At 31.8% G+C, this 25,678-nt stretch carries 28 protein-coding genes; 3 read left to right on the top strand and 25 right to left on the bottom strand.

Annotation, left to right across the window (positions count from 1 at the left end):
- Position 1: 1 nt before the first annotated feature.
- The 22 genes from SULAZ_RS03670 to SULAZ_RS03570 all read right to left on the bottom strand — a co-directional run bounded on the left by SULAZ_RS03670 (position 2) and on the right by SULAZ_RS03570 (position 17,575).
- Entirely contained in the window at positions 2–1,252 is a 1,251-nt protein-coding gene (locus tag SULAZ_RS03670) for a hydrogenase small subunit (RefSeq protein WP_012673624.1), read from the bottom strand.
- A gap of 170 nt (positions 1,253–1,422) precedes the next feature.
- A complete protein-coding gene (gene hypA / locus SULAZ_RS03665) occupies positions 1,423–1,767 on the bottom strand; it encodes a hydrogenase maturation nickel metallochaperone HypA (RefSeq protein WP_012673736.1) in 345 nt (114 codons plus the stop codon).
- 1 nt (position 1,768) lies between these two features.
- Positions 1,769–2,767 carry a hydrogenase expression/formation protein HypE gene (gene hypE, locus SULAZ_RS03660; RefSeq protein ID WP_012674025.1) on the bottom strand — a complete coding sequence of 333 codons (999 nt, stop codon included), beginning with the start codon at positions 2,765–2,767 and terminating at the stop codon, positions 1,769–1,771.
- Positions 2,764–3,882, bottom strand: a complete 1,119-nt coding sequence (gene hypD, locus SULAZ_RS03655) for a hydrogenase formation protein HypD (protein ID WP_012673783.1) — start codon at positions 3,880–3,882, stop codon at positions 2,764–2,766. The genes hypE and hypD overlap by 4 nt, the downstream gene beginning before the upstream one ends.
- Positions 3,882–4,124, bottom strand: a complete 243-nt coding sequence (locus SULAZ_RS03650) for a HypC/HybG/HupF family hydrogenase formation chaperone (protein WP_012673885.1) — start codon at positions 4,122–4,124, stop codon at positions 3,882–3,884. The genes hypD and SULAZ_RS03650 overlap by 1 nt, the downstream gene beginning before the upstream one ends.
- Positions 4,125–4,188: 64 nt before the next feature.
- Positions 4,189–5,541 carry a nickel-dependent hydrogenase large subunit gene (locus tag SULAZ_RS03645; RefSeq protein ID WP_012673603.1) on the bottom strand — a complete coding sequence of 451 codons (1,353 nt, stop codon included), beginning with the start codon at positions 5,539–5,541 and terminating at the stop codon, positions 4,189–4,191.
- Position 5,542: 1 nt separating this feature from the next.
- Complete coding sequence (locus SULAZ_RS03640; protein ID WP_041675809.1) at positions 5,543–6,460, bottom strand: NADH-quinone oxidoreductase subunit B family protein; 918 nt, start codon at positions 6,458–6,460, stop codon at positions 5,543–5,545.
- Positions 6,457–7,056: a TetR/AcrR family transcriptional regulator gene (locus SULAZ_RS03635; protein WP_041675807.1), complete on the bottom strand. Its 600-nt coding sequence runs from the start codon at positions 7,054–7,056 to the stop codon at positions 6,457–6,459. Before SULAZ_RS03635 ends, SULAZ_RS03640 begins: the two co-directional genes overlap by 4 nt.
- Entirely contained in the window at positions 7,057–7,815 is a 759-nt protein-coding gene (gene hypB, locus SULAZ_RS03630) for a hydrogenase nickel incorporation protein HypB (protein ID WP_012673607.1), read from the bottom strand.
- A 16-nt stretch (positions 7,816–7,831) separates the two neighbouring features.
- On the bottom strand, positions 7,832–8,248 hold the full coding sequence (gene nikR / locus SULAZ_RS03625) for a nickel-responsive transcriptional regulator NikR (RefSeq protein WP_012674512.1): 417 nt from the start codon (positions 8,246–8,248) through the stop codon (positions 7,832–7,834).
- Between the two features lie 11 nt (positions 8,249–8,259).
- Positions 8,260–9,033 carry an energy-coupling factor ABC transporter ATP-binding protein gene (locus SULAZ_RS03620; RefSeq protein WP_012673848.1) on the bottom strand — a complete coding sequence of 258 codons (774 nt, stop codon included), beginning with the start codon at positions 9,031–9,033 and terminating at the stop codon, positions 8,260–8,262.
- Positions 9,026–9,577, bottom strand: coding sequence for an energy-coupling factor transporter transmembrane component T family protein (locus SULAZ_RS03615; protein ID WP_012674488.1), 552 nt, complete (start codon positions 9,575–9,577; stop codon positions 9,026–9,028). The genes SULAZ_RS03620 and SULAZ_RS03615 overlap by 8 nt, the downstream gene beginning before the upstream one ends.
- Positions 9,570–10,217, bottom strand: a complete 648-nt coding sequence (locus tag SULAZ_RS03610) for an energy-coupling factor ABC transporter permease (protein WP_012673593.1) — start codon at positions 10,215–10,217, stop codon at positions 9,570–9,572. Before SULAZ_RS03610 ends, SULAZ_RS03615 begins: the two co-directional genes overlap by 8 nt.
- Positions 10,218–10,227: 10 nt before the next feature.
- Positions 10,228–11,256: a transporter gene (locus SULAZ_RS03605; protein WP_012674501.1), complete on the bottom strand. Its 1,029-nt coding sequence runs from the start codon at positions 11,254–11,256 to the stop codon at positions 10,228–10,230.
- On the bottom strand, positions 11,253–11,681 hold the full coding sequence (locus SULAZ_RS03600) for a hypothetical protein (protein ID WP_012674608.1): 429 nt from the start codon (positions 11,679–11,681) through the stop codon (positions 11,253–11,255). The genes SULAZ_RS03605 and SULAZ_RS03600 overlap by 4 nt, the downstream gene beginning before the upstream one ends.
- A 1-nt stretch (position 11,682) precedes the next feature.
- Complete coding sequence (locus tag SULAZ_RS03595; protein ID WP_012673857.1) at positions 11,683–12,360, bottom strand: DUF4198 domain-containing protein; 678 nt, start codon at positions 12,358–12,360, stop codon at positions 11,683–11,685.
- Between the two features lie 195 nt (positions 12,361–12,555).
- On the bottom strand, positions 12,556–12,717 hold the full coding sequence (locus SULAZ_RS09020; protein WP_012674348.1) for a hypothetical protein: 162 nt from the start codon (positions 12,715–12,717) through the stop codon (positions 12,556–12,558).
- A gap of 26 nt (positions 12,718–12,743) precedes the next feature.
- Entirely contained in the window at positions 12,744–13,526 is a 783-nt protein-coding gene (locus SULAZ_RS03590; RefSeq protein WP_012674048.1) for an alpha/beta hydrolase, read from the bottom strand.
- The gene (locus tag SULAZ_RS03585) at positions 13,516–14,889 is read right to left on the bottom strand and encodes an aspartate aminotransferase family protein (RefSeq protein ID WP_012675020.1); all 1,374 of its coding nucleotides are present in this window, start codon (positions 14,887–14,889) and stop codon (positions 13,516–13,518) included. Before SULAZ_RS03585 ends, SULAZ_RS03590 begins: the two co-directional genes overlap by 11 nt.
- Positions 14,861–15,529, bottom strand: coding sequence for an MtnX-like HAD-IB family phosphatase (locus tag SULAZ_RS03580; RefSeq protein ID WP_012674261.1), 669 nt, complete (start codon positions 15,527–15,529; stop codon positions 14,861–14,863). The genes SULAZ_RS03585 and SULAZ_RS03580 overlap by 29 nt, the downstream gene beginning before the upstream one ends.
- 68 nt (positions 15,530–15,597) lie before the next feature.
- Positions 15,598–16,917: a sensor histidine kinase gene (locus SULAZ_RS03575; protein ID WP_041675803.1), complete on the bottom strand. Its 1,320-nt coding sequence runs from the start codon at positions 16,915–16,917 to the stop codon at positions 15,598–15,600.
- The gene (locus SULAZ_RS03570) at positions 16,907–17,575 is read right to left on the bottom strand and encodes a response regulator transcription factor (protein ID WP_012674468.1); all 669 of its coding nucleotides are present in this window, start codon (positions 17,573–17,575) and stop codon (positions 16,907–16,909) included. Before SULAZ_RS03570 ends, SULAZ_RS03575 begins: the two co-directional genes overlap by 11 nt.
- 90 nt (positions 17,576–17,665) lie before the next feature.
- Between SULAZ_RS03570 and SULAZ_RS03565 the strand changes: the two genes are divergently transcribed.
- From SULAZ_RS03565 to SULAZ_RS03555, 3 genes are read left to right on the top strand one after another with little or no spacing between them, the layout of a single operon-like run.
- On the top strand, positions 17,666–18,865 hold the full coding sequence (locus tag SULAZ_RS03565; protein WP_012673731.1) for a TolC family protein: 1,200 nt from the start codon (positions 17,666–17,668) through the stop codon (positions 18,863–18,865).
- Positions 18,865–19,905 carry an efflux RND transporter periplasmic adaptor subunit gene (locus SULAZ_RS03560; protein WP_012674720.1) on the top strand — a complete coding sequence of 347 codons (1,041 nt, stop codon included), beginning with the start codon at positions 18,865–18,867 and terminating at the stop codon, positions 19,903–19,905. The genes SULAZ_RS03565 and SULAZ_RS03560 overlap by 1 nt, the downstream gene beginning before the upstream one ends.
- Positions 19,905–22,931 carry an efflux RND transporter permease subunit gene (locus tag SULAZ_RS03555; RefSeq protein WP_012673845.1) on the top strand — a complete coding sequence of 1,009 codons (3,027 nt, stop codon included), beginning with the start codon at positions 19,905–19,907 and terminating at the stop codon, positions 22,929–22,931. Before SULAZ_RS03560 ends, SULAZ_RS03555 begins: the two co-directional genes overlap by 1 nt.
- Before the next feature lie 2 nt (positions 22,932–22,933).
- On the opposite strand, the gene murJ is transcribed toward SULAZ_RS03555, so the two are convergent.
- The 3 genes from murJ to SULAZ_RS03540 are packed head-to-tail and all read right to left on the bottom strand — an operon-like array spanning position 22,934 to position 25,673.
- Positions 22,934–24,448, bottom strand: a complete 1,515-nt coding sequence (murJ, locus tag SULAZ_RS03550) for a murein biosynthesis integral membrane protein MurJ (RefSeq protein WP_012674500.1) — start codon at positions 24,446–24,448, stop codon at positions 22,934–22,936.
- Complete coding sequence (locus SULAZ_RS03545) at positions 24,449–24,910, bottom strand: hypothetical protein (RefSeq protein WP_012673451.1); 462 nt, start codon at positions 24,908–24,910, stop codon at positions 24,449–24,451.
- A gap of 13 nt (positions 24,911–24,923) precedes the next feature.
- Positions 24,924–25,673, bottom strand: a complete 750-nt coding sequence (locus tag SULAZ_RS03540; RefSeq protein WP_012673741.1) for a L,D-transpeptidase — start codon at positions 25,671–25,673, stop codon at positions 24,924–24,926.
- Between the last annotated feature and the right edge of the window lie 5 nt (positions 25,674–25,678).

The following is a 25,678-nucleotide window of genomic DNA, read 5'->3' as shown; positions in this document are numbered from 1 at the left end:
CTTACTCCTCCTTGTTTGAAGTTATTGTTTCTTTTTTTCCTGCTAAGGCACTCATAACAGCATGTGCACCTATTCCAATGGCTGTAGCCGTTAAAATTGTTAATCCTACCTTATCTACTGTAGATTCAACTCCACCAATGGCAGGAGGTCTTATATCACTTGCAGCAACAGGTCTTTCTGTAGCGTATTTATCCCAAAAGTCTGGTTCTGAACAACCTATACAACCTCTACCAACCCCAATAGGCCAGTTAGTTCCATCGTTATATCTAACTATAGAACAGTTATTAAAAGTAAAAGGTCCTTTACATCCCATCTTATATAAACAGAAATTATTCTTTGCACCTTCATCCCCCCATTCTTCAACAAACTCCCCAGCATCAAAGTGGGCTCTTCTTTCACAATTATCGTGAATTCTGTATCCAAAAGCGAATTTAGGTCTCTTTAGTGAATCAAGTTCAGGTAATGAACCTGTAAGAACGTAATGCATAATAACTCCAACAATGTTTACCGGATTTGCCGGACAAGCTGGTATATTTACAACAGGAACACCACTAACAACATCCATCACTCCCACTGCTCCAGTAGGGTTAGGATAGGCAGCTGGAACTCCTCCAAAAGAGGCACACGCACCAACGGCTATAACAGCTTTAGCATCTTTAGCTAATCTTCTCACTCTTTGAACACCTGTTTCAGGATGTCTTCCAGTTGTAAATGCATACTCCATTTTTACTGGAATTGACCCTTCCACAAAAAGTAAATACTGACCCTTAAATGTCTTTACAGCATCTTCAAGACACTTTTCTGCTTGATCACCTGCCGCAGCCATAAGTGTTTCTTGATACTCTATAGAAAGGTAATCTAATATTAGTTCGTCAACTGTAGGAGCAGAAGATCTTATAAGGGCTTCTGTATTTCCATCACAGTCTTGAATGTTTATCCAGATAACAGGAACCCTATTCATAACTTCTGCAGCTTGAGCAACCAATGGTTCGAAGGACGGTGGAAGCATTAAAGTTGCCGTCATCATGGAAACCCATTTAAAAAAGTCTCTCCTTGATATATCCCACATTGAGAGGTATTCATCAAACTTTATATCGTCCTCTCTTACAGGTTTTTGTGATTTAAGCCAGTTTAACCTTTCCTCTGCTTTTTTGTAAAGTTGATCGTAATACTCTTTTCCTCTGTTTGTATTTATAAGGTTTGTTGGTTTTGTAAACATCTCTCTTAAAAAATCTCTTCTAAAAAACTCCATAGCTAAACCCCCAGATTAAGATTTTTTATTAAGTAGAAATCTTTACATCTTGTTTTTGGTGGAGATCTTTCTCTCTTTAAATTTTTCATTTTTCCATTCCTGAATAATTATTCATTCATATAATAATATAAAGCAAAAAATTTTTTTGTCAACGTAAATGTTTACTAACCTCAAACTTCCAACTCTAAACTTTTCAAAATCATATCTGTCCCGTCTATAACCTCTATATTAAAACTTTGGCAAAACGGACAGATAAAGTTGTAATCTTCAACTGTAAAATCTTTATTACAGTTATTACATCTACAAACTACACTTTGAATTTCCATGATAAAATCTGCGTTTTCTGCTATAGTTTTTTCTTTGAAAATGTTAAAAGCTATTTCTAAAAGATGAGGCTCTACTCCCGACATTTTTCCTATTTTTACAACTACTTTTGAAACCGATTTTGCACTATTTTTTCTCGCATTTTCTTCTATAAGGTTCAACAAACTTTGTACTATTGAAAACTCGTGCATCTTAACATATCCTTGGTAAGATTTCCCCAGCTGGTGGTTCCATAATCCTTAAAGAACCGTAAGAGGTTTTTAGTATAACCCTTTTTTTCCCTTTTGAGTTTACTTTTCCTATAAGTTGTGCATCTTTTCCAAGTGGATTTTTTCTTAGGATCTCCAAAGCTTTCTCCGTATCTTCTTTTGATACTGCCACTACTATCCTTCCCTCGTTTGCTAAAACATACGGCTCTAAGCCCAACAACTCACATAGTCCTTGAACTTGTGGTTTAACAGGTATTTTTTCTTCTAAAACTTCTATTTCCACATTTGAGCTTTCAGCCCATTCATTTAAAACAGCAGACAGTCCACCTCTGGTTGGATCTCTCATAGCCTTTATTTTTACATTCCCCTTTATTAGATCTTCTACCAAAGTCCAAACAGAATCACAATCTGAAATCAGGTCTGTTTGCATATCTATACCTTCCCTTTGAGCCATAATACAAACCCCATGATCTCCAACAGTTCCAGATACGATTATACTATCTCCTTCTGACAAGTTATGAGCAGATACTCCTTCGTAAACTACTTTTCCTAATCCAGATGTATTTATAAAAATCTTATCAACAAAACCTCTTGGAACTACTTTTGTGTCCCCTGTCACTATCAAAGTACCTGTTTTTTTTAACTCTTCTGCCATAGATTTAACTATCTTTTCTAAATCCTCAAAAGGAAAACCTTCCTCTATAATAAAACTACAGCTTAAATACAAAGGTTTTGCTCCCATCACAGAAAGGTCGTTTACAGTTCCTGCTATTGCCAACTTTCCAATATCTCCACCACTAAAGAATATTGGAGAGATAGTAAAAGAGTCAGTTGTAAATGCAACTTTTGAATTTATATTTAACACAGCAGAATCTTCCATACTTAAAAGAATTTCGTTGTTAAAGTACTTAAAAAACAGCTCCTTTATCAGTTTTTGAGTTTCTTCTCCACCTCCACCATGTGCCAACATAATCTGTTTCATTGTTTGTAAACCTCCAGATTTCCATATTTATAGTAAGCAGCACATGCACCTTCTGACGATACCATACACGAACCTAAAGGGTTTTCCGGTTTACAAGCTTTCCCAAAAACCTTGCAATCATAAGGCTTTGCAATACCTTTAAGAATGTCTCCACATATACACAATTTATGATCGTCTATAGGTTTATTTGGAAGAATATCTTTAAATACAACTTCTGCATCTAAGAAAGAAAACTCTTCTTTTATCTTTAAAGCTGAGAATGGAATATCTCCTATACCCCTCCATCGAAACTCATCTCTGACTTCAAAATACTTTTTTATTAAATTTTGAGCTTTTACGTTTCCCTCCCAGGTAACAGCTCTGGTGTACTGTATCTCAACTTCTCTTCTGCCTTCCTTAAACTGTCTAACTATTCTCAAAATACTCTCCATAACGTCAACCGGTTCAAATCCGGCTACAACCACAGGTGTTTTGTAAGAATCAACTATATCTTTGTATATTTTGGCTCCAGTAATAACCGAAACGTGAGAAGGTCCTATAAATGCATCTATTTTCGCTTCCTTACTTTCCATGATTGCTTTTATAGGAGGTGGCACTAAAACATGGTTTATATGGAAAAACACATTTTTCATCTTACTCTCTAAAACTTTCTCTATTACAGATGCAGTCATAGGAGTAGTTGTTTCAAATCCTATTGCAAAGTATATCACTTTTTTATTCGGGTTCTCCTGAGCTATTTTTAAAACATCAAGTGGAGAGTATACCATTTTTACGTTCTTACCCTTTGACCTCTCTTTTGCGAGAGAACTCTCTGAACCAGGAACTCTTATCATATCTCCAAGTGTAACAAGTATATTTTTTTCATCTTGACATAAAACTATCCCATGGTCTATTCTTTCCTTAGGCATTATACAGACAGGACATCCTGGACCATGTATAAAATCTATCTCTTGGGGAAGAAGCTGTTTTAAACCATACTTCATAATAGTGTGTGTATGACCGCCACAAACTTCCATTACATTAATAGGTCTATCTATTTCTTTCTTTATCAGTTTCGAAATTGCAAGAATCTTTTCTTTATCCCTAAAATCCTTTAAAAAATCTACTTTTCCCATCATTCACCTGATTCTTCTTCCAGATGTTTTACAATCTCTTCGTATATCTTTAAACTCTCTAAAGCATCTTCTTCATTCATCTTAGTTATAGCATATCCAACATGGATAAGAACATAATCGCCAACATCAACAGGTTCAGGGAGAAGGTGGAGAGATACTTTTCTTTTTACTCCCATTGTATCTACTATAGCTGTTTCGTCTGGGAAAATCTCCTCCACTCTTGATGGAATTGATAAACACATTTTTATACCTCTAATGAATGATTATTCATTAACTATATTAATGAAATTTTTTAAAATTGTCAACTCAATGAGTTAAACATACAGAGCAAACGTCAAAACTTCTTAAAACCATCTGTGCTTTTAAGGGATCTTCTAAACCTAAAACTGCTTTTTCAGCTGGAGATTTAAATTTATTACATCTTGAGCCTAAGTTCCACATCGTTGGTGTAATTATGTTGTAACTTTTTATAACTCCCTTTTCTACTTTTACTTTATGTATCAAAGAACCTCTTGATGCTTCCACGTAACCAAAAGCTTCACCATAAAGCTTTTTATAATCTTTTGGTTTAATGTAAGATTTCTCATTTACGTTTATCTTTAAAAGCCAATCTTTCATGTTTATTAGTATTCTTAAAATTTCATCAACCCTTGCCCATACTCTAACTAAATAGCTGTCTTTATAAAGACGATAAAGGTTTAGAAACAATTCCGTTTCCGACGTTAGCCTTCTTGCTAAAGGTCCAGTTTGCATAGGTAATCCATCGTACCTGACACCGTTTGCATAGGTGTATCCTGTTTCTTTATTGTAGAGGATATTGAAATCTTTAACCTCTTTTATCTTTTTTAGATTAAGTTTACATTTTTTCTTTTTAATAACACCTTCATTTATACACGGATAAACAGTTGATACTGTTATAAAATGTTCGTAAGACTGTCCTTCTTTATCAAGACCTGTTTTTACACAAAAATCTATAAACGTAGTTAAATCTCCACCTTTTGATTTTGATAAAAACTCTTCTAAGTCTTTAACATTTAAATAATCTTCATAACTCATTCCAAAAATTTCTTCTTCTACATATTTAATTAGTCTGTCTACTATAGATAAAGCATCTACTATATCTGTTTTCAAGGGTTCACTCGTTATCCCCCCTGGAATAGCATAAGATGTATGTGGCCATTGTCCTCCGAAAATAGCGATAACTTTTACTATTTCAGAAGAAAACTTTAAAGCTTTTTTCCATTTTTCTCCTACAAATGGTTTGAATTTTTCGGTTTCCAAAGAAGGAAAAAAGTTTAAAAAATCAGGTATAACGAAAAGATAAAACCATTTCAGATGATTTTGAACAATTTCACTACAGAGGGTTATTTGTTTTATAAGCTTTGCTTTTTCAGTAATCTCTATATCTATTGAACTATTTTTGTAAAGGTTTTCTATAGCGTTTACAGTTGCCATAAGATGAGCATGGCCACAGATACCACAGATTCTTGGATTTATAACCAAAGCATCTAACAGATCTTTCCCTTGTAAAATACGTTCAAAACCTCTATAGTTGTAAGCAACAACGTAAGCATCAGATATTTTTCCATTTTGATCCCAGCAAAGTTTAAGGTTAACATCACCTTCAACTCTATTTAAAACAATTTTTTGAACTCTCATATTAATCAGTATCTTCTAACTTTTTATTTAACCGTTGATTTGTGAATGTTTTTGCAACACCTGATAACATTATATAGGCTCTTTTTGTTACACCCAGTGGAACTTCTTCAGGAATACCTATGTTGGTCTTTGTTTCAAAGTATTTTGAACGTAGGGGAAAATCAAACTCTGTGCAACCGATACACGGCATACCACTTCTTGTTTTTGAAGATTTTTCATTCCAAAGTATTTTATTACATGGAGAGTGTGTTAAAGGTCCCCTACATCCTAACTCGTAAAATAAACATCCTTCTTTTGTCCCAAACTCATGAGCTTCAACTTTCCATTCAAAATACTCATTTCTAATACATCCATCATGAGCTAAGTACATGTAAAAATCTTTAGGTCTGTTAAGGTTGTCAAGTTTAATATCGTATCCAAAATTAAGACTTAAGATAGTCCTTACTATCCATTCAGGATGAGCTGGACAACCTGTTATATTTATAATTGGATATCCAGATTTTGTTTTAAAATCCTCTCCTAAAAAACCTCCTTTATCTTTAAATCTATACTGTAAACCTTTTACGTTTTCGTTATATAAAGCAGGAAAATTTCCATAACAAGCACAGTTTCCAACTGCCAGAATGTAATCTGACTTATCTTTTAAATTATTTAAAATCTCAAATACATCAAACCCTTGGAAAAATACTTCATCCTTTTTAGTGTTGACTGCACCTTCAACTACTAAAAAATTCAAACTTTCTTTTCCGGAAAGTAATAGTTTATATACATCTTTAAACTCCATTTCTGAGGTAAGCATAGGATGATAAAGAATATTGATATTACTTAAAAACACATCTAACATTGTATCGTTTATAGACAAAAAAGAATGTGAGTTTCCATTACAAGTAAGCCCTTGTATCCATACAAGATTTTTCAATCCTTTTTTAGTGCCCGCCAAATGTTCTCTCCTATCTCTTCTGCATACTCTATAGGTCTTTTAGGTAGCACATTCTCTCCCTKTAAAAATACAATACCACCAAGGGGTCCTGTTACAGTAACAAACGCAGGGAAAAAGTCCTGCTGTCTTAAATCTCCCTTTCTTGCTCCATCTTCAAAAAATAACATTAACTCAGTTACAACATCGCTTACACATAAAAATCCTTCACATCCTTCCTTAAAAACTTCCCTATTTGAGAGAAAAACTCTTAAAAAGTAATCAATAAGCTCTGGTTTTTCTTCTGCTATTTCTATAAACCTTCTTACTAAAAGTAATATTTTTTCTCGTGTAGATATATCCATTTCAGAAATCTTTCTTATCTCTTCACCTAAAATATTGGAAGAGTATTGCATTATATACTTTGCAAGCTCTTCTTTAGATTCAAAGTAGTTGTAGAAGTTTCCAACGCTCATTCCCAAAGCTTCAGCTATATCAGGAATAGTTGTTTTGTAAAAACCTTTTTCCGCAAACAACTTTAAAGCAACTTTTATAATTTCTTCCTTCTTTTTTTCTTTTACACGTTTTTTAATCAACATCTACTCCATCATCTCTTTTTTTAATTTTATATATTTTATCCATTTATCCATTCCTTCTCCACTTTTTGAAGATATAATCAGGATATCTGCTTTTGGATTCAAACGTCTTATTTCCTTTTTAACATTATCAACATTAAAGTCAAAGTAAGGAATTAAGTCAGCTTTTGTTATTAAGACAATATCAGCAGATCTAAACATTACAGGATATTTTGCAGGTTTATCATCTCCTTCCGGAACAGATAGTAAAACTATGTTAATGTGAGTTCCTACATCGTAAGATGCAGGACATACAAGATTTCCTACATTTTCAACAAACACTATATCTAAATCCTGTAAAGGTAAATGATGAATGCCTTCATGAACCATAAAAGCATCTAAATGGCAAGCTTGACCAGTTGTAATTTGATAAGCTGGAACTCCTTTTGCCTTTATTCTTTCTGCATCTTTATTTGTCTCTAAATCTCCTTCTATAACTCCTATTTTGTATTCATCTTTTAAAAGATCTATCGTCTTTTCAAGTAGAGTTGTTTTACCGGCACCTGGAGAGCTCATAAGGTTAAAAGATAAAATTCTGTGCTCTTGAAAATGTTCTCTATTACTTTGAGCCTGTTTATCGTTTGCATCAAGTATCTTTGTCAAGACTTCTACAGTCTTTTTATCCTCTGTAATAGGATTAGTATGAACATGGTGATGGTGATGATGGTGATGATCGTCCTGATGGTTATGGGGAGTTATAGAGCATCCACAGTCTTTACACATTTTAAAAACCTCCTTACTACAGTTTAATATTAGCTGTTTTTGTTAATTTTGCAAACTTAACACCGTTTAATCCAGAAATACTGTTTACCACGTTTAATATCTCATCTGCTTTTCCTTTTACAATTATCACTTCTAAACAGTTGTGATGATCTAAATGAATGTGTGTAGAACATAAAATATTTATGTAGTAATCGTGTTGTATGTCTATCATTTTTTGAGACAACTCCCTTTTGTGATGATCGTAGATAATTGTAAGAACACCTATTACCTCTTCTTTTGGTTGACTCCAGCTTTCTTCCACAGCAAACTCCCGTAGTATATCTCTAATAAATTCTGACCTTGAAGAGTAATTATTTTTAATAACCAACTCATCTAAAAAATCTGCAAGATCCTTCGGTATTGAGATAGATATTCTAACCAGATCCTTTTCCATAAAAAACCCCCTTAATCCCAGTCATGAGTATGGTAATGTGCATGGATAATACTGTTATGTCTATGTTTATGAATGTGTATCAGATTTGCCTCAATAAGCAGATTTTCATCTTTTAAGAAGGTCTCAACTTTACCATCGTATAAAATCTTATGATTTTCTCCCAACACAACAGTCCTTTCAGCTAACTCTCCGGCAATACTTAGATTGTGAGTTGTTATTATCATTGTAAGATTCAAATCGTTTAAAAAGTCAATAAACCAACCTGTTGTCCTAGGATCAAGGTTTGAAGTAGGTTCATCAAGAAGTAAAACTTGCGGTTCTATAGCTAATATAGATGCCAGACAAACTTTCTGTTTCTCACCACCGCTCAACTCAAAAGGAGATTTATCAAGGTACTTGGTAATACCAAAAATGTCAGCCCAGTACTTAACTCTGCCATCTACATCATCAAAATCAAACTGCCTAAGACCAAAAGCAATTTCATCGTAAACCGTTGGATTAAAAAGCATAATGTCAGGATTTTGAAAAAGCATAACAACCTCTTTTCTAAACTTCTTGTTGAAAGATTTATCTTTTAACTTTTTTTCGTCTAACTTTTCTCCTTTGTAGAGATATATACCTTCCTGTGGAAAAATAAGTCCATTTAAAATTTTTAATAAGGTAGATTTTCCTACTCCATTTATTCCAAGTAAAACTACTTTTTCTTTTTCATTAATAGAAAAGGTTATGTCGTTTAAAACTACTTTTTCTTCATTTTTATAAGTTATTTCTCTTAATTCAATCATTAAAAAATCCCCTTGATTTCATAGCTTGGGATATTTCCCTACTATTTCTTAAAGACTTATCAAAGAAAAACATGGTTAAATACCCGTAAAATTTTAAATAATCATTAAATGACAATTTTTTTACAACCCTACTTTTCATAAACATTTTAACTTCTTCATAAAGTTTCTTATAACTCAGTATCTGACTGTAAGTCAATATTAAAACATAATATAGATCTTTTGAAAAGGAAAACACTTTAAACAAGTTCAACTTAGAAAATACAAAAGTTGTAAGATACGTAAGTGCAAATACCCTAAGATTTACAACTATTAGGTAATCTATATTAACGTTGTTTTCAAAAATTCCTACAATTAAATAGAAAGCAGATACAGTTCCTGTAAAAAAGACAACAGAGATAATAACTTTTTTTGATATTTTTAAAGCATCTTTAAGGCTAATCCCAATCAAGAATAAGATAGCAGATATAAGTAAAACTTTATTAGAAATTGAAGATATAAAAATCAATGTTGCAACGTATACCAAAAAAAGTAGTTTTTCATACATCAACAAACCCTTTTGATTTTAAAATTTTATAAACAGAAGCTGTGTACAACCCTTCAACTATACCTGCTAAAAAGTGAGGCAACATCAAGGCTGGAATTGTGATATCCCAGGAAAAAGGAAAGTAAAGAGGGTTTCCGCTATTATCGTGGGCTATTACTGGTACAAGCCCAAGAATAAGAGCAACTACCAAAGCAGATAAATTTATAGAAACCCAACCTGACAAAAAGCAGGAAACCTCTTCTTTTAAGAAATTTTTTAGAATACGAAAAGTTAAGTATGCACTAAGACTTCCCAAAAAAGATATAGCTAAACTGTTTATAGGAAAGGAGGTAATCCCACCTTCACCGAATAAAACAGCCTGTAAAAACAAAATCAAAGATGTTGAAAAAAAACTAAACCAGTATCCAAAAGTTATTGACAGTATGGCAACCCCTGTAATATGAACAGAGGTTCCCCCAAACACAGGAAAGGATATAGACATAAGAACAAAGGATAGAGCTGACAAAACAGACAAAATTGGAAGAGTATTTTCATTAAGATTTTGTTTAATTTTTTTAAACCCGTGAACCAAAAGTCCTACATCTACTACATAAGCTGGAATGTAAATTATAGGAGGAATAAAACCATCCGGTATATGCATCACTCTCTCCTTAAAAAAGTGCAGAGAATGTTATTATTAATCTATAATTTTCTTTTCCTTCCCCTCCTTGCTGGGTACTTTCTTCATTTAAACGTTTCCATACAGGCAATTTAACACCTATTCCAAGACTTGTATTTTTATAGTACAATCTTCCACCTAAAACGCCGTAAAGTATCTTTCCTCCAGAACCTTCAGCTTTTATCCCATCTTCTTTATCTCTTTGATTGTACTGATAGGTTGCCTCTATGGAAGTATCTAACCTTAACTTTCTTTCTGGAATAGTCAAGACTCTGTAGGTTAAAGCAGTATTGAATCTAAACTCATCTCCGTATTTGTACTTTTTATTACTTCCATCTGGATTTTTATAACTGTAAGTTTTTTCAAAAAACTTTATGTAGTTAGTGTCAAAAAGAATTGTAAATCTTGGGTTACTTACAAACTGTTTTGTAGCGGTCTGACCTATCCTTATATAAGGTTTTCCAAAGCCCGTAGCCATATCAGCCTCAAAATCGTTTCTAACTTTATCTACTGCAGACCCATTGTAATCTCCCGTAGGAATTGAAAAACCAAAATAAGTCGTAAAGTGCCAGTCCATCATATCATCAAGACTTTCTTTTTTAGGAACAAGTTTAAAACCTTTGTCATACTTATAACCTAACACAGCCATAAAGGATATATCAGCAAAACCAGAAGAAGTAAAGTTATACTGCCCTCCCGCCTTTATCTCTTTCTTTGTATAGTAAGGAATAAACATGTAAGCAGAGAGATAAGGCTTTACACCGTATCCTATTCCATAAGTCCAAAAGTAATACTCATCTTTTTGATCAGGGAATTCAGACCAGCTATACTTTTTCCATTTTACATAATCAAGCTTTCCATAAAATAACCAGCTTCCTTCTGGTAAAGTCGCACTACTTGAAGTCTCCAAAGGAGCTCCCGGACCTTCTAACCCAGCAGCTCCCAAAGATGCAACTCCGTGATGTGCAAATACAGAAATTGGAATCAGAGAGATAATTCCTGCTAAAACCTTTTTATTCATCTTACACTCCTCCTACATTTGAAAATTGATATAAAACCAAATACTCCCAAAATCAATCCAACTCCTACGAAAACCTTTTCATACCTTTTGAACATACTTTCTTCTGTGGATATATAACCGGCCTTTTCTACAAACACTTTTACGTTAGAACCGTGTCCATCTTCTGAAAAAACTTTAATTATCCAATTACCTTCTTTATCCGGAATAAAAACAACTCTTCCAAGAGTATCAGTCCTTCCTACTTGAAAAGGCACCTTTTCACCATCTCTGTAAATTTCGAAGTTTTCATATGAAAATTTTGTCCCATCTGGAAAGTAAAACGAAACCACTACAGTATCACCAACTTTTTTAACAGAATGCTGCAAATCGTGAGCGAAAGTAGACCCTGTTAAAAAAAATAGTAAAAAGATAATAAGGTTTAGCATTTTATTTAACCTCAAAGTTTAAAGTTGAGGTGTAAATTGTAAAGTCAGCTTTCTCTGATACTTCTTTTAACTTTAAGGATGTTGAGATATTTTGAATACCACTACGTTTTATTCTGATATTTATCTTACCTTCATCGTCAGTTGTTCCTATAGGTTTTTCATCGTAAGCAACAACAGTATCTTTAACAGGCTTTGCGTTTAGAGTAACTAAAAACGTAATCTTATCACCGATTTTTACGTTTTTTATACTATCTAAAGGAGTAATTTCTAAATTAGCTGTTAATGGTTTATTTATATCCGTGTCTAACCTTTTAACGTACTCTACAGATTTCCAACTTTCCAAAGGCATATGTACCTGATTTTTAGGTAGGTTTTTAAGTCCATAGGGAGTTTTTGTCCAGTATCCTGAAGAAAATCCTATAAAAACAGAATCACATTTCCCAAAGATTTTTAAAGGATAAGATCTTTCAACTTTTATACTTTTTTCTTTTCCATCTTGAGAGAAACATTTTATCTCGAAGACAGAATTTGGATTATACTCAATGCTTTTCTGATCGTTATCTGATGGATTTAGATGTCCGTAGAAAAGGGTATAGAAGTTGTCCTTTTTTTCCAACCATAGATCATGGGAAAAAGCAATTCCAACTGAAAACAGAAGTAGAATTAAGTATTTTTTCATGATTTCTCCTGTATTAAAAATTTGAAAATTTTAATATTATATTAATGAATATTTATTCATTTGTCAAGGGATAAATTAGTGATATATTAATTCGATCTTGCTTGTATATAAGCCCTAATTCCAAAGTTTTCTCTTTATAAACAAAAAGAAAAGAGGAATGATTAATAATTTAACAAATATTACAAAGATAAGTCCTTACCATTGAATAAATAAACTTAGATTAAAGTTAGTAAAACGACTTACTTTTAATGAATCTAACTTATAAATTTTTTCAAATAAATCAAAAACTTCATCTGCAAAAGATAGACTGTATAGAGAAAGTGTAAGGATTATTTTTAATTTAACTTTTAACTTCATGATTAACTTTTATTTTAAAACTTTCTTCACTGAAAGAATTTTAGTGTTTGTTCAAAAACTGTTTCTTTATCGTTGTCTATTGTTATCATGTGGTAGCTGTCTTCTACTATTATAAGCTTTTTCTTTTGTGAAGAGATTTTTTCATAAATTGTATAGGCACTTTTTACACTGGATACGTCGTCATACTTTGAATGAATAATAATTGTAGGTTTTTTAATGTAAGGAAGTTGTTTTACGAAATACTTAGATAAGTCTAAAAGTTCTTTCAAAACAATGCCTGTAAATCTATCGTACACAAAAGAAGTCTTTTCTGCAAGACTTAAAACTTTTTTTCTTACTTTGTCATTTTTTATTCCATAAGGATACTTTTCTTTAAAGTAAAAAATGTGTTTTAAAGGCGTTGATAATACTAAGGGAAGAAAAACTACTGCTTTTGGTATCGTCCACCCATCAAGGTAAACAAGGGGCGACCAACTGGCTACTGCTTTAACTTTATCACTTTCCCTAGATAGAAGTAAAGCCAACATTCCACCCACACAAAGACCTGCTAAATATATTTCATCATAATCTTTTTCTATCGTTTTTAAAAGTGTTCGTGGAGCTTCTAACCAATCTTTCCACTTGGTTTTTTCTAAATCTTTGACAGTAGTACAATGTCCAGGAAGGATAGGACAGTAAACGTCATAACCTTCCTGATTAAATTTTCCTCCTATCCACCTTAATTCAAAAGGGCTTCCAGTAAGTCCGTGAAGTAAAATTAAAGCTTTCTTACCTTCACCTTTTAAGATAAATCCATCTTTATAGCTCATCTTTTTTTATCCTTAAAAACAGCAAATCAAGTAATTCTACTGCAAGGTCTATTTCTTCATCTGTAATCTCAAGAGATGGTGCAAGGGTTAAAACGTTTTTATAGTAGCCACCTACATCTAACACTAAACCATAAGTTTTTCCATTTAGGTTTAAATCTGCTTTTAATCCTTCTTCTACTATCTTATCTGTTAACCGTTTGGAAGGTGTGTATCCATCTTTTTCACATATCTCTATCCTTAAAGCAAGTCCTAAACCATCAACATCCCCTATAAATGGATACTTTTTCTTTAAATCTTTTAGGAGATTTAAGAATTTTTCTCCTTTTTCTTTTACTGTTTTTTCATAATCTTTCTCTTCAATAAGCTTAAAGACCTCTAAACCGGCTCTGACTCCAATAGGATTTGATGAAAAAGTAGAATGAGTACTTCCTGGTGGGAAAATCTCAGGATTTATCAACTCTTCTTTAGCCCATAAACCTGATAACGGATTCATTCCGTTAGTTAACGACTTTCCAAACACTATTATGTCTGGCACAACACCAAAATGCTCAATACTCCAAAGTTTTCCTGTTCTGTAAAATCCCATCTGTATCTCATCACTTACAAGTAAGACTTTGTACTCATCAAGGACAGGTTTTATCTTTTTAAAGTAATCTTTAGGTGGTATTATGTAGCCTCCTGTTCCTTGAATTGGTTCTATATAAAAAGCTCCAAACTCGCAATTTTTTGTTTTCGGATTACAAACTGTGTAGTACTCACTTTCAAACAGTTTTTCAAACTCTTTTGCACAGTACAAGTCACAAGTTTCTTTATCTTTTCCATATGGACATCTAAAACAGTAGGGGAAAGGAACAAAAAACGCTCTATCAGAAAAATGACCGTATCTTTCTCTGTATCTATAACTTGAGGTGATGTTTGTAGCTCCTATAGTTCTACCGTGATAACCTCCCATAAAGGCAAAGTTTAAATTTTTCTTTGTGTAATTTCTTACTAATTTAAGCGAATCTTCAATAGCCTGAGAACCACCAACGTTAAAGTGGACTCTGCCTTTTACATTAAACCTGTCTTCTACAGACTTTGCTATTTTGTAAGCTAAAAGTATCTTTTCCTTTGTTAAAAATTGAGAAGCAAGCTGTCCTAAAGTATCCATCTGGTCTTTTATTGCATCGTTTATTCTTTTGTTTTTATAACCAAAATTACAGGCAGAGTACCACATCTGTAAGTCAAGGTACTTTTTACCTTCAAGGTCGTAAATATAACTTCCTTCCGACTTTGCAAAGATTTTTGGTGGATTTAAGTAATGAACAGTATCTCCAAAGGAACAGTACTCTGATTCAAGTTGAAGCAACTCTTTTTCTTCCATTTAAAAATTCCTCCAATTTTAAGTAATTTATTACATCTTTAAAATTCTCTATTTTTACAGGATTTTTTCCGATTGATTTAAGATATTGGTAAAGCTTTCCCTTTGCAAATACAGTTTCAAACTTAGAAGCAACACAAAAATCAGACCTACCGTCTCCAATGTAAAAAGTTTTATTTCTACAGATTTGATTTTCTGAATGCTTACACTTACAGTTTCCCATACCTGCTTGACAAAAAGGATTTTGGTAAGGAAAAACAACTTCCAATGTTTTATCATTTATAACAAGTTCATTAGATAAAATAGCATCAACCTTTATTCCATAATTGTTTAATATCCTCTCTATAAAGTATCTAAATCCGTCGCTTAATATAACTACTTTCCCGTTATACTTTTTTATTAAATTTACAAAATCCTTGAAGAAAGGGTCTATCTTAACCGTGTTTAAAAATTCATCAATGGTATTTTTATCTACGTTCTTAACAAGAGATATTTGTTTTTGTAAACACTCTAAAGAAGATATTTCTCCTTTTAACCATCTTTCTTCAATTTCTAAATACTCTTTATCAGCAAACTTTTCTAAAAATGTGTCTACCACGTCAACTTCTGTAATAGTTCCGTCAAAATCACAGAAAAAAACCAAAATCTTACTCCTAGAAATTTAATCACTACTTTATTTTAGTTTTGAAATATTACAAAAAAATTACAAAATTAAGAAAGTATCAGCTCTATAGAAGTTCCTACTCCTTCTTGACTTTGAATGTTTACCTTTATGTCTAAAAGGTCTGAATAAATTTTAACTATTGAAAGTCCTAAACCTAAACCTTCTGAGTTATAGGATTTATAAAACTCATCAAAAATATTTTTTAGGTCTTCTTCCTTTATTCCTATACCTGTGTCAGATATAGTAATTTTAACTTTGTTTTCTTCTTTTTTTGCTTTTATAATTAACTTACCTGAAGGTTTGTTAAACTTTATAGCATTGCTTATTAAATTTTGAAGTATCTCTTGAAACATCACTTCATCTGTATGCAACGTTAAATCCTCTTCAACATCTACAAAAACTGATAAGTTTTTTTCCTTTATCTGATTTTCAAACATTTTTAAAACTCTTTCTATTAATTGATTTAGATTTACAGTTTTGTAATCTGGATGAAAGTTCTCTTTTGTTAAATATAGGTTTTTCAAAACGTTAAAGATGTTTAACATGTAAATGGCTAATTCTCTTATGTTTTTTAAAGCTTCAACGTAATTCTTTTTTTCTCTGTCTTTTCTTAGAGTTATATCTATGTCTGTTAGAATGGTTGTTATAGGTGTTTTAATCTCGTGGGACAGAATCATTACAAAATCTTTTTCTTTCTTATAACTTTCTTTTATGTGGTTTAGTAGTTTGTTGAAAATTTCTATGATTTCTTTAAACTCTTTTGAGTATTTATTACTGTCTATTGGTTTTAGGTCTAAGATTGATATTTCTTTTATATCATTATAAAGCTTGTTTATATTTTTTAGATTTTTGTCTACTATAAAGTAGATAAAGCCATTGGTAAATATTAACGTTAAAGAGTAAAGAAGTACTAAAACATCGTTATAGGTATCTAAAATTTTAATAGCTCTATCCATGTTTTTAAATATTATCACGTGGTAGTTGTCTATTGTAAAATGTGTTAATCTGTAAGTGTTTTTCCCAATTTTTACACTTTCTATCGTATTTTCTTTTAACTTTTTCGTAATTTCATAAAGTTTTTTTGTGGTGTTTAGGTCGTGAATAGTTTTGTAAATAAGTTTTTCATCTTTATCGTAAATTACGATTTCTATGTCATAATCTTTAAACACATCTATATCGTCCATTAAGTCTTTTTGCTGAGATAGTTTTCCTATTATGTGTTTTCTTTTTTCAATCTCTGAGTCTATATTGTCGTATACTAAACTTTCAAGCATAAAGTATGAAGTAAAACTGAATAAAGATAGTAAAATTATTGAAATGGCTAAAAGTTGAATTGTGAACCTAAATTTTAAACTATTACTCTTCATCAAATATGTATCCTAACCCTCTTATAGATTTTATATACTTGTGGTTTTCATCTTCTATTTTACTTCTGAGTCTTGATATTAGAACTTCAAGGGCATTACTGTTTAGCTCAAATGATAGGTCGTAAACAGCATTAATTAAATTATCTTTTGTCAAGATTTTTCCTCTGTTGAAAATAAAGTATCTTAAAAGCAGATACTCTTTAGAAGAAAGTTTTATAAGATTACCTGATTTTTTTACTGTAGATTTAGATAAGTCTATCTCCAAATCTCCTATACTTATAACGGAAGATTTTATGTCCTTATCTCTTCTTACAACCGCTCTTATTCTCGCTAAAAGCTCATCAAAGTCAAAAGGCTTTGTTATGTAATCGTCAGCTCCTGCATCTAACAGCTCTATTTTGTCTTTAACTTCATCTTTTGCAGTCAAAACTATAACAGGTGTTTTTATACTACTATTTCTTATCTTTATTAATACATCTTTTCCACTTATGTCAGGAAGCATTAAATCAAGAATGATAGCATCGTAAGATTGCGTTGTAAGAAAATCCAGAGCTTCTTTCCCTGTATGGACTAAATCTACTATAAAGCTTTCTTCTTCAAGACCTTTTTTTATAAGTTTGCCTAACTTTTTTTCATCTTCAATAATTAAAACTTTCATAGTTAAAATTTTAGCATAGTGAAGTTTGTAATTTTTCTGTAATCTAATTTATGTAAATTATTTGTAAAGGACAATAGATTAGAGAAGTTTATGAAAAAGTATTTAATAGGTGTTTTAACTGTATGTACTGTTTCTTTTGGGCAAACTCTAACGTTTGAAGAAGGTTTAAACAATTTTATAAACAAAAACTACGATATACTTATTCAAAAAAATGAAGTAGAAAAAGCAAAAGCGGATATTATTACGGCAAAGCTAAGGCCTAATCCTACCTTCACTTCAAATTTTACCTACTACAATATCCAAAACCTGTTAAACAGGTCTAACACACAAAACTCTTTTAGAGTAGACCAAGAGATAGAGACTGCAAATAAAAGAGGTTTAAGGATAAAACTTGCAGAAAAAATGTTAGAGTATACACAGCTCAACTTTAAATCATCTTTAAAAGATTACTTAAACACTTACCTTTCTTCTTACACTCAACTACTATCTGATAAACTACAGCTTGAAAACTCAAAAAGCAACCTGCAGGACTACCAAAAGATTATAGAAATAGCTAAAATCCAATATGAAAAAGGATTTTTATCCCAACTTGACTATGAAAAGTTAAAGTTAAGTCTAATAGACTATCAGAAAGATTACTATTCAAACTTAGAAAACTATCAGAAGGATAAAGAGTTTTTAAAATTTTTGATTCAAACAGATTTTGACGATGTAGCTTTAATAGATATAAAAGATATATACTTAGATAACTTAGATAATTTGATTAAAACAGCCCTTGAGAAAAGATACGATATAAAAAGTAGTAAAGCAAACGTGGAAGCTTCAGAAATTCAGGTAAATTTAAATAAGGCTCTGGCAGTTCCAAACATTACAGTTGGATTTGAGTTAGAAGGGTACGGAGAAAAGTATAAGTTTATTGGAGTCGGATTTAGCGTTCCTATTCCAATCTTTGATAGAAATCAAGGTGAGATACTAAAATCAAAGATAAATTTAATACAGGCAAAACTACAGTATAAAAAAAGTGTAAATCATGTTAAAACAGAAATAACGCAGCTGTACTACTCACTAAAGTCAAAAGAGTCTGTACTTAAAGAGTATCAGGCAAGGTATGAAGAGTTAAAAAAACTTAAAGAAAACACAGAAAAAGCATTTAGTCTTAGAGGTATAAACGTTTTAACTTTACTTGATACTTATAAACTTTACAGAGAGTTTCAAAAAAATTACACACAGGCAAAGATTGATTACTACACGACATTATATCAATTAAAACTTGCTATCGGAGATTACTGATGAGAAAAATTATAGCTTTGACATTAACAGCTTTTACATTAACCCTTTCTTGTGGTGAAGACAAAGAAAAAACAAAAGAAAGTCAAACTCCAAAAGTAAGTTATCAAACTACTTTACCTTCCACTGAAAATTCAAAAGTTATTAGAGTTTTTCCAGCTACGGTATCTTTTACGCCTGAAGGAGTAGTTAACATTAATCCCCCTATCAGTGGGCAAGTAGATAGTATCTACGTTAAAGTAGGAGATAACGTAAATAAAGGTCAAAAGCTTATAAAAATAAAAGCTTTAGACGTTTCTGATATAAAAAGTAATTACCTAACAGTTAAAGCTCAACTTGAAGAAGCAAAAAGAATATACCAGCTTAACAAGAGCTTATACGAAATTGGTGCAATCTCAAAAAATGAACTTATAGCATCAGAAACAACTGTAAAACAACTTGAGTATACATTAAAAGGATTAGAAGAGAAAGAAAAACTGTTAAACGTTAAAAACTTTACAGATTTTTACGTAAACTCTCCGATAGACGGTGTTGTTTACGAGATAGACACTACAGTGGGTTCGAGGGTTCAACCTGATTCATCTCAACCATTGATAAAAATAGCAAACAAAAATCAGTTTATAGTTGTAGCAAATGTATATGAAAAAGATATAAAATTTTTCTCTAAAGGGGATACTGTAGATATTATATTTGATGACAAATCAAAAATATCAGGTGAGGTTTACTACATATCAGACGTTTTAGACCCAGACACAAAAACTGTAAAAGTTTACATAAAACCGTCAAAAACAGACAATTTAAAAGCAAATATGTTTGTTAGTATAAAAGTTCAAAAAGAGTTAAACAACTATCTATCCATACCTAAAAACGCAATCATATTTAAGGATAATCATTTCTATGTCTATTTACTTAAAGATGGACAGGTTGTTAAAAAAGAAGTTCAGCTAATTGGAGATGCTGAAAACGAGAAATTTGCAATAGTAGATGGACTAAACAAAGATGACAGAGTTATTCTTAATGCTATCAACGTTGAGGGTGAGTAATGCACAAAGTCTTTAGATTTGTTATAGAAAATGCTGTAGCTATTCTTTTAATAAATTTTATCTTAATAGTGTCTGCTATTTTTATAGTAAGACAGCTGAATATAGAAGTTTTTCCAGACCCTTCTCCTCCTATTGTAGAGATAGTTACAGTTTATGAAGGAAGGTCAGCAGAAGAGGTTGAAAAGCAAGTAACAATACCCTTAGAAGTTGCTTTGGCAGGTATGCCAGGATTTGAAAATATCTACAGTATATCTCTTTATGGGCTTTCTGATATAAAGTGTAGATTTTCTTTTGACGTAAGCTATAAAGAGGCAAGGCAGGAAGTTTTAAACAGGCTTTCTCAGGTAAATCTTCCACCAAACGTTTCACCATCTATCAACCCAAGTCCAATTGGCGAAGTTATGAGATACAAAGTAAAAGGAAACAGAAGTTTAGTGGATTTAAGGACTATACAAGATTGGATTGTTGCAAGGAATCTTCAAACAGTGCCAGGAGTTGCGACTGTTTCCAGCTATGGAGGTTATATAAAAGCTTACTCTGTAATAGTTCATCCAGAAAAGTTGATAGAGTACAAAATACCTTTATCTCAGGTTATAGACCAGCTTTCAAAAAGCAATATTAATGTTGGAGGAAGAGTTTTAGAATTTGGAGACCAGTTTTACAACATCCGTGGAATAGGTTTAATAAAAAACATATCAGACATTGAAAATACAGTGGTAGGTTATAAAAACAATATTCCTATACTTGTTAAAAATATTGCTGATTCTCAAATATCACACCTTCCAAGGACTGCCTACGTAGGTTTAAACAGAGACGACGATATAGTAATGGGCGTTGTCGTTCTAAGAAAAAATGAAAAAAGTATTCCAGCTTTAAAAGCACTTCACGAAAAGATAGATTATCTAAATAAGGTAATACTACCGAAAGATGTGAAAGTTATACCATTTTACGATAAGCAAGAGTTAATAGACAAAGTTATCCATAAGATAACAGAAACAGCAATAACAGGTATTATACTGGTTTTAGTTGTTATACTAATATTTTTAGGAGAAGTAAGGTCTGCCATTATTGTAGCGTCTATAATTCCAATTTCGCTACTTTATACCCTATCTGTAATGGCAATAAATAAAGAGTCAGCAAACTTACTTTCTATAGGTGCTATAGACTTTGGTATTATCGTAGATATACCACTTATATTTATTGAAAACTACTTTAGATTGAAAGAAGAAGGGAAAAATCACATCCAAGCTTTATACGAAAACATAAATCAAATCTTTAAACCTATTTTATTTTCTATGATTATCATACTTTTAGCGTTTATTCCACTATTTACTATGAAAGGTTCAGAATCTCAAATATTTATGCCTATGGCAAAAACTTACATATACGCTTTACTTTTTGCCCTTGTTTTAACTTTTACATACCTACTTGCAGGAAGTTATCTTTTTCTTAAAAACAGCCACGAAAGAAAGTTTAAATTTTTCACTTACTTAGAGAATTTTTATCTATCTTTGATGGAAAAAATAAACGTAAAAGTAGCCATTATATCTACGGTAGCTGTTTTCATACTTTCAGTAATTTTATTTAAATCCTTAGGTGCTCAGTTTTTACCCAAAATGGACGAAGGAAACATTTACGCAAGAATAATATTCCCTTACACGATATCACTGAAAAAATCTTATGAGAATGCAAAAGAAGTAAGGGATATACTTCTATCTTTTCCAGAAGTACAGCAGGTAGAGTTCCAAGTAGGAAGACCTGAGGACGGGACAGACCCTTCTGGACCTTTTAACAGTGAGTATTTTGTGAAGCTAAAGGATTATGATAAATGGACAAGAAACATAACGAAAGAAGAGTTAGAGAAAGAGATAAGAGAAAAAATTAGGCAGAAGTTTCCAAACTTTGATATAAACCTATCTCAGTACATTCAAGATAACTTAGACGAGGCTATGTCAGGGGTAAAAGGAGAAAACTCTGTTAAAATATTCGGTTCTGATTTGAAAATACTTACAGAAAAAGCCCACGAAGTAGCAGATAGAATAAAGAAAGTTCCCGGAATAGTAGATGTGGGTATATTTGAAGAGCTTGGACAACCTAACTTAATCATTCAAGTTGATAGAGAAAAGGCATCTTTATATAACCTTACCGTAGAAGATGTATTAGACGTAATCCAATCTTCTTTAAACGGAAGATTTATAACTCAAGTTATGGAAGAAGATAAATTTTTTGATTTAGTTATAAAGTTTCCAGACAAATACAGAGATAGCATAGAAGATATAAAAAACATCCCTATAATATTACAAAACGGCTCTCTTATACCTATTTCTAAAGTTGCAAACATTTACTACGATACGGGAGCTTCGTTTATATACCGAGAAAATTACAGAAGGTACATACCTATAAAATTCTCTGTAGAATCAAAAGATTTAGCTGGAACAGTTGCAAAAGCTCAAGAAGCAGTAAAAGACATAAAACTTCCAGAAGGATACTTTATATCTTGGTCTGGTCAGTTTGAACAGATGGAAAAAGCCTTTGAAAGGTTAAAAGTATCTATCGGTTTTACTTTATTTATAATCGTGATTGTTTTATTCATCATAAACAGCTCTATTAAAAACACGTTTATTATTCTAATGTCTCCTCTTTACGCTGTTTTTGGTGGGTTATTATTCTTACTTATATGGAAAGAACCTATCAGCGTTTCAGCTTCTGTAGGATTTATATCTATCTTAGGAATTGCTGTATTAAATGCAAATATAATGTTATCTACTTACTCTAACTTTGTAAGGTCGGGTATAAAAGAAGAAGAAGCTATTAAAATGACAGTAAAAGAAAAATTTAGGTCTATACTGATAACAGGTCTAACTGCATCTGTAGGTCTTCTTCCTGCATCTTTATCTCAAGGTGTAGGTAGTCAGGTACAAAAACCTTTAGCTGTCGTGGTAGTCGGTGGTATGTTTTTAGGAACAATTTTACTTTTACTATTCTTTCCAAAACTATTAAAGTATGCAGAAGTTAAAGAAAGTTAACATCACTTACGTAATAGTTTTCTTTTTAATATGTTTAAAAAGATTAAAGCTGAATCCTCTTTTAATAAGATATTTAAAATTAGGTAGATTAAACCACTTAGTAGTATACCACCAAATACAAGAACTGATAAATTTAGATGGAATGCTTTTAAAAGTTCTAAAACTAAGACCATAACAGATGTTGAGATTAACACTTTTACGAAAGAAATAAAAATACTTTTTAAATCTAATTCGTACTGGTACTTAAAGTATAAGTATATAGAGTTAACGTATGCACCGAGTGATGACGCCAAGGCAAGTCCAAAAACTTCCCACTTTAACACAAATGTAAAAAAGACAGCAAAAAACATACTAGACAGTAAACCAACTATTGTAGAAACAAGAGGTGTTTTTGTATCTCCTACTGCAAAAAAAGCACTTTTAAAAGGTCTTGTAAAAGCGTACCCTAATAGTCCAATTGCGTATCCTACTAAGGCGTAGTACGTTAAAACTGCATCTTTTTCAGTAAATGCACCTCTTACTAAAAGAAGGTCTATAATCTCCTTTCCTAAAAAAATCATACCTGCCATAGCAGGAAGAGATATAAATATTGATACTTTAAAACTTAGAGTAAGGTCTTTTTTAAAAGCTTGAATGTTGCCTTCTGCGTAGTACTTAGACAAAGATACTAAAAGTGCGTTTCCAAGACCAATTATAAAAAGCCCAAGAGGAAGCTGAAATATTCTGTTTCCGTAGTAAAGGTAAGTTACAGCTCCAGCATATAAGAAAGATGCAAGAAGAGTATCTATAATAAAAGAAAACTGACTAACACCAAAAGATGCAAAAGCTGGAACCATCTTTTTTAAAGTTGTGTTAATGGCAGGATGCTTTTTTAACGTAGGTTTAAAAAGAAGTCCTTCTTTATAGACTTGAGGCATCTGGATTAAAAACTGTAAAAAACCTCCAAGTAGAGCTCCAACAGCCAAAGCGTATATACCCAAATAATTTGAAAGAAATACAGCGGAAAAGATAAAAGATAGATTTAAAAGGGCAGGAGCAATACCAGGAATAAAAAATCTGTCTTTTGTGTTAAGTAAGGCCATAAAGAATGAAGTCCAGCCTATAAGAATAAGATAAGGAAAAACCAGCCTTACAAGGTTAGCTGTAAGCTGTAGATTACCCTTCTCTGAAAATCCAGGGGCTATTAATTTTACAAAACCTTCAGCGAATAAAACTACAAAAACAGTTATAACAGATAAAACGATTGTGTAATAACTAAATAAAGAAGATACATACTCTTTTGCGTTTTCGTAAGACTTTTGACTTTCTTGAGTGTAAATAGGAATAAAGGCAGCGTTGAAACTTCCTTCTGCAGCAAGTTGTCTTAATGTGTTTGGAAGTCTCCAAGCAACGTAAAAAGCGTCTGTAATCTGGTTAGACCCAAAGTAAAAAGCTACGACAGCATCTCTAATATATCCAAGTATACGGCTTATAAACGTAGCTATAGAAAATATTACTGTGTTTTTTAAAAAGTTCATTTAAAGTTTTATACTAAACTCTGACTTTAAAAAGTACTTCTTTCCAGATTTATCAAAAATAGTTATTCTTACAATATAGTTTCCTGAAGAAACTTCCTTACCTTCTATATCTTTCTGATTCCAACACCACTGCTTTTTCTCTTTAGGTTTTAAAACTACTATTATTTGAGCAGCTACGGGAGAAAATATTGCAACTTCTGGCTTTTCTTTTTCAAAGATAGCGTAAGGTGCAGTAGATGGAAGTAAAATCTCGTTATTAGAGTTGTTTTCTAAAACAAAACAAACATTTTCTCCTTTTTTGTATGTTGATCTTTCTGTGTAAAATTTCACGTTTTCTATCTTTTCTTCCTCTTCTTTAATTTGTGGTTTAGATTCTACTTTTATCACTGTTTTATCTTGTTTTTCAGACATGGCAAAAGAAAGGTTTAATATTGTTAAAGCTAAAATTATTAATAATCTCATCTTTCACCTCGTTTTAGTATATTATAACAGTAGTGTTTAAATCTACAAAATTATAAAGTCTTTCGATATCGTTATTCCTTAAGACTATACAACCATAGCTAATGTTCATTCCCACTCCTTTTTCACTTCTTTTGCTTGTTCCATGTATCATATAAGAGGAACCATTTAGCCTTAACGCCCTTGTTCCAAGACCGTTTTCTGGACTTCCATAAGGTACAACTGGTGGAAGGTTTGGATTATTTATCTTTGCACTTGGTGGGACTACCCAGTCAGGGTTTACTCTTCTTTCAGTTATTTTGAACTCTCCTTTAGGTGTTGGAAAATCTTCTCCACCAAGTCCTACTGGAAAAGTTATAACATACTTTTTACCTTCTAACTCAATTGGATAGTAAAGTCTGTGGTCTTGTGTTGATATATACACAGTGTTTAACTTAAAATCTTCTGGGAGCTGCTTTTTTAAAGGTACTTTTATGTAAGTGTTTTTTGGAACTTTAAAAGGGTTTATATCAGGGTTTGCCTGTTTTAACTCGTAATAACTTACTTTAAGCTGGTAGGCTAAATCTACAAAGTTTGTATCCTTTTCTACCCTGTATTTGTAATCTTTTCCAAAACTGTTTCCTTGTAGCTCAAAAATTTCCAGATTTTTTATAAAGTAAATATCGTTTACCTTTATCAATTCTTGGTCAAAACCGTAAACTTCTAATCTTTCAGCTTTTGCAAACCCTACTAAAAAAACTATAAAAGTAAAAATCAATCTTTTCATATTAC

The organism is Sulfurihydrogenibium azorense Az-Fu1, assembly GCF_000021545.1.
Lineage (GTDB): Bacteria > Aquificota > Aquificia > Aquificales > Hydrogenothermaceae > Sulfurihydrogenibium > Sulfurihydrogenibium azorense.
The sequence above is the reverse complement of the archived record's forward strand: the minus strand, read 5'-3'. Positions and strand labels throughout refer to the sequence as shown.